The 5,243-nt window shown below is 62.6% G+C and carries 3 protein-coding genes; all 3 read right to left on the reverse strand.

The genetic code is table 11. The features are described from left to right. Positions 1-1,298 (reverse strand): MmgE/PrpD family protein (locus tag I6U14_RS07120; protein WP_296898051.1); only part of this gene is annotated, 1,298 nt, incomplete at its 3' end. A 154-nt stretch (positions 1,299-1,452) separates the two neighbouring features. Then, entirely contained in the window at positions 1,453-2,928 is a 1,476-nt protein-coding gene (locus I6U14_RS07125; RefSeq protein ID WP_296898053.1) for a trimethylamine methyltransferase family protein, read from the reverse strand. Positions 2,929-2,958: 30 nt separating this feature from the next. Continuing rightward, positions 2,959-4,437 carry a trimethylamine methyltransferase family protein gene (locus I6U14_RS07130; protein ID WP_296898054.1) on the reverse strand — a complete coding sequence of 493 codons (1,479 nt, stop codon included), beginning with the start codon at positions 4,435-4,437 and terminating at the stop codon, positions 2,959-2,961. Between the last annotated feature and the right edge of the window lie 806 nt (positions 4,438-5,243).

Genomic DNA, 5,243 nt, shown 5'->3' on the forward strand with positions numbered 1-5,243 from the left:
TCCTCAAACTGCCAGGCCGTCGTGACCAGCGTGTCGATGCGCTCCTGGTCCAGTACGTTGGCGGCCAGCCAGCGGAACTTCTCCTCGATCTCTTCCTCGCCCCAGACGCTGGTGGGGAAGTGGAACCCGCCATCCTCCAGCCCGGAACGGAACGCTCGCCCATCTTCGAGCACCAGGGTCACCCGGCTGGCCCAGCGCCCGCGCTCGTCGCCCTTCTCGAACAGCTCGGCCAGGCGGTTCAGTTCCTCCGATTCGATCAGTTCGACCTTGCGAGCCATCCCCTGCAATTCAGGGTCCTGTAAGCGGTGCTCCAAGGTTTGCGGCGGGCCGATCTCCCCATCCAGCAACATAGCGGCCACGGGCCAGGCCATGTTGAACTGCGCTTCCTCGGTCGTGGTCGGCAGCTCCGCGCCCAGCCGCCAGCCCTCGTGGAAGGTCTCGACCTGGATCTCGGCGATCGCCTCCGGCGCGATGCCGTGTTGATCCGCCAGCTTCCGCGCACCCTCCGCCGCGCCGTGCGTCCAGGCGCAGCAGGCGAAGCCCTTCCGCTTGCGGGTCAGGCCGTCGACCATGATGTAGGTCTGACCGATGTCGCTCACCCAATCCCGGTAGCGCTCTTGGCCCAGGATACTGGGCGTGCCCGTGAAGCCGTCGGCCGCGAGTTCGGCGGAGATGAGGCCGTTCATCGCGCCCCATCCCATAGCGTGCTTGACCATGGCCGGGTGATCGATGTCGACCATCATCGGCGCGTTGGGCGCGTGATACTCGGCGATGCCCAGCGCCTCCACGACCTGCTTCGGCTCCAACCCCATCAGATGGGCTGCCGTGGCCGCGCAGGCCACGGAGCCCCAGGCGCCCTCCGATTGATAAACATCATGGGCGTCGTGCCAGCAGCGGCCCACGCGATGGGCGACCTCGTAGCCCACCACCAGGGCGGTGAGCAAGCGGGCGCCGTCCATACCCTCGGATTCCGTCAGCGCCAGGGCGACCGGAAAGACCTGCCCGCCCGCGTGGCCCGCGTAGCGGATGATGTCGTCGCTGTCTATGGCGTTGGCCGACCATCCGTTGGCGAAGGCCGCCCCCACCGGCGACGAGCGCTGGCCGTGCAGGAGGATCGTCGCCTCGTCGCCGGGCCAGGTTCGGGCCGCGTAGTTGGCCGTGATGCGACTGACCCGCGTCAGCGACCCGGCGAGCGTCACGCCCAGGTTATCGAGCAGACACATTTTCGCCTGCCGCTGGACGTCCTCCGGCAGATCGCGCCAGCGGGCGTTGACCACAAACTCTGTCACTTCGTGCATGTCGCTCCCCAATTATTCGCCAAGCAACTTACCTTTTTCGAGATAAGCCAAAATCATCCTGAGCCCGTCGAAGGGTGATTTTGGCGATATCTGGATGCAAACCCGCTCGAATCACCCTTCGACACGCTCAGGGTGATTTCTCGCTAGACACTTCTTATCCTGCGTCCACGCCCGCTTTCACGTCGGCCATGATCTCATCCAGCTTCTCCCGCACCGAGTCGGGCAACGGCTTAGGCTCGTGCGTCTCCAGGATCTGGCGCACTTTTTCGTTGGCCCGATCCCCCAGCGTCTTGCTGCCCTCGCTGACCCATTTGTCATACACGTTCCGGTCGCCGACTACCTCGGGGAACCAGCCATCGCGGAAGTGATTGAAGGTGTGATCGCTGGTCACGTACTCGCCGCCCGGTCCGACGGCTTCTATCACGTCGACGGCCATCGTCTCTCTATCCACGTCCATCCCGCGCAGGAGGAAGCGGATCTCGCCCGCTACCTCGTTCATCGTCACCACCTGCTCGAAGCAGGAGGTGGAGCCGTACTCGACGTAGCCCACATCGTGGATCAGATTCGCGCCGCTGAGGCTGGATATGAGCATCGACATAGTCCCTTCCAGCGTCGCTTGCTGATCGAAGACCTTCGAGTCGGAGCAACCGGCTGTCCCGAAGATGGGCAGATTCTGGTAGTGTTGCAGTTGGGTCAGCCCGATCTGGAACAACAGGAATTCGGGCGAGGCGTAGGAGGCGATGGTGGTCTGCATATCCAGGGGCGTGGGACATCCGCCGAACATAATGAACGGCACGCCCTCGCGCTTCAACTGAGCCATCACCAGGCCAGCCAGCATCTCGGCGTTGATCTGCACCAGAGAGCCGGGCAGCGTCACCGGCCCCGTGCCCCCGGCCGAGGCGGTCGGGGCGAGGATGTAGGGCAGGCCCTTTTCGGCGGTGTATAACAGGCTCTCGGTGGGGCCGGCGGAATAGAGCAGGGGCGAGATGGAGCAGCCGAACAGCACGGCGAAGGGGTTCCGCCGGAATGCGTCGGCGCCGCCGGCGATGACCTCGCACATCTCGACGATGACGCGCAAATTCTTGGGGTCGTTCACGGCGTAGACCATGGGTTTGGTGGTGTTGCTCACCATAGCGTCGAACTGGAGTATCTCAGCGATTGATTCCGGCACGTCGTTGGACACGCTCATGCCCATAGCGAAATCCATATTGGGCAGCGCGTCGACCAGCTTGGCGAAGTCGGCCACGTCCTGAAGCGTGGCGGACCGCCGCTCGCCGCTGTAGGGGTCGATGACAAAAATGCAGTCGCTGCCGGTGCCATAGTGGGGCTTGTGCCCCTCGACCCGGATCGCGGGGTTCCCATCCCGGTCGCAGAGCGTGACCTGGGTGGGAGCGCTGCGAATGGCCCACTCCACCACGCTGGGCGGAATATGCACCCGCTCGCCGTCGACGTGACAGCCGGCCTCGCGCAGCAGTTCGACCGCCTCCGGGAGCTGGACGCGCACGCCGGTGCGCCGCAGAACCTCCAGGCTGGCATAATGGATCTCTTCCAATTGCGCCTCAGTGAACACCTGTAAGGGCGGCATCTGGCGCACGTAATCTCGACTGTTCGCTTTCGTTCCTGTGTTCATACTTTACCTTCCTTCTCCTTTGCTTGAACGTCAACCATCTGCGATCCGTCTCTCGGCCGCTGTCAGAATGTCATCAATATCCGCCTGGACGGCAGGGCTCAGGAGGGAGACCGGGGGCGCGTCCAATAGGCGGTCGAGCCGCGCCTGCACGCGGTCGACCATCCCTTGGCGCCCCGATTCCTCCCATCCCTCCCGCGTCTTCCGGTCGAAGAGACGAGGGTACCAGAACGCTTTCTTGAAATGTCTGAGCGTGTGCTCGGTGCTCAAAAAGTTGCCGCCGGGGCCAATGCGGTCGATCCAGTCCAGAGCCAGGGTCTCGGGCGTGACCTCGACGCCGCGCAGGACGCGCTTGGCGTAACCGATCGCCTCGTCCATCATGATCAAATGTTGGAGTGAGCCCGTGAGGCAGCCCTCGATGAATCCCACGTTGTGGATCAGATCCGCGCCGCTGAGGGCCGCCACGACGACGCCCATCCCGCCCTCCATAGCCGCCTGCTCGTCGACGATCTTGGAATCGCTCACCCCAGCCGTGGACCAGACGGGCAGTCCCAGGTCGTGGGCGATGGCCGTCTCGGCGGCGCAGAGCAGCGACAGTTCGGGGGCACCGTAGGGCATGGTGGCTTCTCGCATATCCATCGTGCCCAGGGAACCGCCGATGATGAAGGGCGTGCCCGACCGCACCACCTGGGCCAGAACCAGCGCCGCCAGACATTCGGCCGTCGCCACCACCAGGGTGCTGGCCAACGTGCTAGGCGTCGTCGCGCCGCACATCGGACAGGGCCCGAAGACGTAGGGGATCCCGTGTTGAGCGCAATAGATCAACTGATCGGCCACTTCCCCCGGTATCGTGAGCGGCGAGATGGAGCAGCCGAGGAAGAAGTAAAGCGGGCGTTCTGCCAGCTCCTCTTGGCCCCCGGCGACGCGAGCGGCAATGTGATGAATGTCGCGGCAGCCAGCGAGCGTGTTTGACCAGGCCATCACGGGCTTGGCGCTGTGGCCGATGAGGGTGGCGAACTCGTAGAGCTCGACGAGATCGGGGTGAACGTCGCTGATCGTGCCCTGGGCTGCGACGTAGTCGATGTGATCCAGCGCGTCGCAAACGCGGGCCACCGAGACGGCGTCATCGCGATAGAAGCGTCGTCGCTGACCGGTGCGCGGGTCGAGGAAGTGCGTGGCGGTGATGGATGGGCCATAATGCACGCGGCCCTGCCCGGCCTCGATCTTGAGGTGCTTCGATTCGTCCCGGTGGCTGTAGAGCGTGAAGCTGTTCGGCGCAGCGCGGCATGCGTCCTCAACAAGGAGATCGGGGAGATAGACGCGGGGAGCCTCTATCCGTGCGCCTTCTTGGGCCAGGATATCGCGGGCCTGGGGACTGTCAATCAAGATTCCGGTTTCACCAAGCACCCGAACAGCAGCCAAATATATCTCCCTGCGTTGATCGTGAGAGAGAATTCGAAGATAAGCACTATTGCTCGTTGAGCAAGAAACTGACCGTGATCCAGTTGTCATTGCTTCCCTTTAGGCCACTTACTTTTTTGGCTACTGCACCCACGTATATTAGTAAAGCTTATATAATACATATATTATACATTGCAACTTATATTCTGTCAAGGTCTCAGTAGACACCGTTGGATCACAGCGATAGCGCACAAGCAGCATGCAAGATGGCTGTCACGACGGTGCAGAAGCTAGATGTTGAGCTTCTGGGATGGAATATGATTTTATGGGTCGCAGTACCGGGGTGTCTTCGATGACATTCAGCCATCTAACCGTGAGTTGGAATTACAAGAAGACCAGGCGGCGCGTGAAACGCTGACGATTGATGAGCGGCGGCAGCGATTCTGGCAGCTTCCCCCGTTGCCGGATGGGCGGAGTGACTTGACGGTGCTTGAATTGTGGGGATTGAGAGCCAATGTGCTGTGGATACTCAATACCCGTCCAGGGATTTGCCTCCTACGTTCTCAATGGAGAATCTGTTACCCGCCAAGGCGGGCGCGGATGGCAAACATCTGGCGGCGGTGCAAGAGGCTGCCTGGACAGTGCTTGATGTGGCGGAGCAAGCGGCTCAGGACGATTTGCGACGGTGGCGGGATAAGGCGGTGAAGGCGTTTAAGGGCGATTTTCAATAATCCCGTGCGGGCGGAGATGATCGCGGCCACGGAGGCCACGCGGGTGTACGCCAAGGCGAACGCCGAGGCGTGGGCGGCTCAGGGGGTGCAACCGGCGATTTGCACACCTCCAGCGCACCCGCGATGCCGGTGTTACGTGCAGCCGAAGCGGCTCGCGCCTGGCGTGGAGGTGATCGTCTGGTATAC

Source organism: Thiohalocapsa sp. (genome assembly GCF_019695415.1).
Classification (GTDB): domain Bacteria; phylum Pseudomonadota; class Gammaproteobacteria; order Chromatiales; family Chromatiaceae; genus Thiohalocapsa.